Below are 3367 nucleotides of genomic sequence, written 5' to 3'. Positions count from 1 at the left end.
GCCAACACTATCCATACCGTTGAGACTATTCACATTGGTAACGTCTACGTCGGTATCTTCGGCGTTGGTTGAGTAAACCACCAACCCAGCAGCACTACCCATCAATGCTGAGCTTGCAACGACCATTTCCATGTCCGTATGCACTTGATTGTAGCTACTGTTAGTACTTGAGTTGCTATTGTAAGTACTGTTGTCGCTGTTGTCGTTAAAGCTGCCAGAAAGACCGAGCGAAACACTGTTGTCACTGTTGTTACTATTGTCGCTGTTGTTACTGTTGTCGCTGTTGTCGTTAAAGCTGTCGGCAATACCAACACCTAAACTATTACTCGAGTTAGAGGTAGTACTGTTGTTAGCGGTAGAGTTAGTAGTCGAGTTGTTGGTGGTGCTATTGTCGTTACTCTCATTGAAGCTATCATCAATGCCCAACGATGCGTTCGTGCTGTTGTCACTGTTGTCTTTGAAGCTATCATTGACACCCAGTACTGTATTGGTACTGCTATCGCTGTTGTCTTGGAAGCTTTCATTGACACCAAGGGTGTTTGTGGTGGTATTCGCACTGTCATCCCATTGGTCATTACCGTTTCCATCGTCAACAACATTGAACGCGAGTGTTGAACCGCTAAAAATCAGTGCTGAAACTGCAAGAGCGAGGCCTGTTTTGTTAAGAGTCATAACGAGTACTCCATTTGTTATATTCCTGAATAAATAAATTGTACGACTTCTTGTTTTTACTCCTCATTTTTCGGGAGCGTTGAGAGTATAGAAAATATATCTGCGAGGGGTTTTTACTCTAATTTTAAATAGGGGTAAACAGTGCGTATTTCGGCTTCTTTTAACCAAGTAATAAACAAAAAAAAAGTAATTTGATCATGAGGTTATGGTCTGGTTTTTTGCAGAGTATGTAGGAAGTCTTAAATTACTGTGAAATATAGGCTGACTCTGTACTATTCTTTTAACCTTACTAGTGATTTAGATTGACGTTGTAGGCGAGTGGAGTGCAAAAAGTGGGGTAAGGGTTAACTCTTTAAAAGCAATAAGTTGCTTAATAAATGGGCAGATAAGCTTTGGTTTTTTCAGTAGTGTATTAGTACTTTCTGCTAATTCATATTGGCTATAGGTCATGGCATTATCATTATTCGGTGCTATATTCTCACTGTGCTAATCATATTTGCTAGTTGATGAATAACCTTTGCCACAGCTTAGTTATAAAGCAGTCGAGTTGAGGTGTTTACTATAGTGGTGGAAATTATGGGAACCAGGAACTTGTTCTTGCTCGCTGAAGATAATCTCCAAAGTCGATTAATCGAAGAACAGCTGTCGTCTCTACCTAACGTTGAGGTGAAGACGTGTCTACCAGGAGAGCTCACTTTTCACAGCAATAAACTCAATGTGGATTTAATATTTATGGATCATGATCTAATGAAGCAATTTAAATCCCAATATAAGTTACCCGATTTTGATCTTTTCGGTTGGCCAATCATGATCCATAACGTGCCTAATGTAGGGATTCAACCAGATCTCCTTAGCTGGAAGATGCTAAAAGGGATTTTGTTAAGAAATGCGCCCATCAAGGATATTCGTCAGAGTATTGAATACGTACTTGATGGAGGATTATGGTTACCTAGAAAGTACTTAGAAAAGTTGGTCAACAGCTATCGCCATGCGGATGTTGCTTTAGATTGCCAGAAAGATGAGTTGACCAGCCGAGAGAGACAGATCTTATCTTTGCTTGCCTACGGTATATCGAATCAACAAATCGCGTCGAAGTTGTTTGTTTCTGAAAGTACGGTGAAGAGTCATATCTACAAGCTCTATAAAAAACTGGATGTTCACTCCCGACATGACGCAATTAAGTTGGTACGTACAAATAGCGGGTTAACCTCGCAATTTGGTGAACATAGGCAAGGGGTTGTTAAGTACCATAGATAAGCTTGTCGCGTCGCTTGATAGATCGGCAAGTGTAGCTCGGTAAGAGACAGATATTCGGTTTGTCATACTCTAACTCTAAAACCTCGCTGCATGCGAGGTTTTTCGTTTTTCATTCGCTGTGTTTTATCTTGTTATTCTTCATTTTTATGGGTGGTATCTCCGTCGATAAAGGGATAGGCGGATTACTTACTGTAAGTGATTTAGCAACGCATCTTCTAGCTGTTGATTTGCCCGAATTTGCTGTATGACACCATTTACTTGGGCATCAATGTCAACCAGTGTGCTTAGCCCGATGACGCTGTTGTCGGTCGTATTTTGGATGATGTTAATGATGCTTGAATTGATAAACTCAGAGCTAGTGATATTGGGTTGCTGCGACGTTGGAAAGCTATTAAAGTCGTCGGTAATAATATTTCCCTCACCTAACTGGACGATGTTCACGATGCCTTGATCCAGTTGCGGATTATCTGGGGTGTTATTTGAATGAATGTTCGTTAAGTTACCATTCTCAATGATTAAGTTGGCAATGCTAGAATTGAAGACATCTTCACCATTAATCGTCGTGGTGATACTCAGGCCTATATTAATAATGTATTCGTTACTCACCTTGAACCCGCCTCTATACTGCTCCAGTAAGGGGGCTGAAATAGGATCTAAACGGTTTAGGGCATCGTTGTTAGCATTAGCAGCATTCACATTTGTGACAGGCAATGAGATACAAAATATGAGTAAAATGTGCCTAAAAAACATGGTGTACGCCCCTCCAATTGATTTTTTAATTTTCACCTGAAACGGGGAGTGTAATACTAAACACACCTAAGGAATCTCTTGGGACTCCACTCTCCAATGGTGAGCGATAGTAAATAGCGAACTTGTCGTCGGTGATAAAGCTGGAACGCCCTGCTTTTGCCTCGTTACGTATTAGCAGTACAATGCCTTGGTAGTAAGTTTTGAACGTGTCCAAGGGCATGACCATAGTCCCTCTTGATGGGTCACCTAAAATGATTGAGTGGCTGTTAATCCCTCTGATTACAACAAAGTGCATATATCCGTCAAAATTCACCAGAGTGATCCCTGGTACACCCACTTCTCGGATTTTTTCTAATCCAATTTGAAACCCATCGGAGTTAAATCCGATTGATGCTAGGTAGAGTTTCATATCAAGTAAAGAAAACCCTTTCTCCTTAATCTTCTTTTTATCTCCCTGTTGGTACATCACTTTAAAGATGTCCTGTTCTGACGATTGAGTGCTGTAGTGATAGGTCAACAAAGACGCTAACGCTGCTGAGCCGCAACTGAAGTCATACTGCTGGCGATACACATCCCCAAACACTATCTCTTTATAACTTTTTACTGGCACAGAGTAGTGCCCTCTGTGAGAGAGAAATTCTAATGAGTAGGCTGATGTTGAAACCACAAACATCAGCCATGTTAAGTT

4 protein-coding genes are annotated in these 3367 nt (G+C 40.8%); 1 reads left to right on the top strand and 3 read right to left on the bottom strand.

Annotation, left to right across the window (positions count from 1 at the left end; translation table 11 throughout):
* Window positions 1-672: hypothetical protein (locus SU60_RS17315; RefSeq protein ID WP_041156630.1), on the bottom strand; the 672-nt coding region annotated here is incomplete at its 3' end.
* A gap of 576 nt (window positions 673-1248) precedes the next feature.
* On the opposite strand from SU60_RS17315, the gene SU60_RS17310 reads away from it, so the two are divergent.
* Window positions 1249-1929 carry a helix-turn-helix transcriptional regulator gene (locus tag SU60_RS17310; protein WP_052481559.1) on the top strand — a complete coding sequence of 227 codons (681 nt, stop codon included), beginning with the start codon at window positions 1249-1251 and terminating at the stop codon, window positions 1927-1929.
* Between the two features lie 186 nt (window positions 1930-2115).
* On the opposite strand, the gene SU60_RS17305 is transcribed toward SU60_RS17310, so the two are convergent.
* On the bottom strand, window positions 2116-2679 hold the full coding sequence (locus tag SU60_RS17305; RefSeq protein WP_128814716.1) for a hypothetical protein: 564 nt from the start codon (window positions 2677-2679) through the stop codon (window positions 2116-2118).
* Between the two features lie 25 nt (window positions 2680-2704).
* On the bottom strand, window positions 2705-3367 hold a 663-nt coding region (locus SU60_RS17300; protein WP_245228429.1), incomplete at its 5' end, for a C39 family peptidase.

Origin of the sequence: Vibrio mytili (genome assembly GCF_000830505.1) — a bacterium.
In the GTDB taxonomy this organism is placed as follows: domain Bacteria; phylum Pseudomonadota; class Gammaproteobacteria; order Enterobacterales; family Vibrionaceae; genus Vibrio; species Vibrio mytili.
Note: the sequence above shows the minus strand (reverse complement) of the source record. Positions and strands in the feature narration are given on the sequence as shown.

Coding starts and splice junctions, on each gene's coding strand:
- SU60_RS17310 (WP_052481559.1), top strand. CDS start 1,249: ATGGGAACCAGGAACTTGTTCTTGCTCGCTGAAGATAATCTCCAAAGT.
- SU60_RS17305 (WP_128814716.1), bottom strand. CDS start 2,679: ATGTTTTTTAGGCACATTTTACTCATATTTTGTATCTCATTGCCTGTC.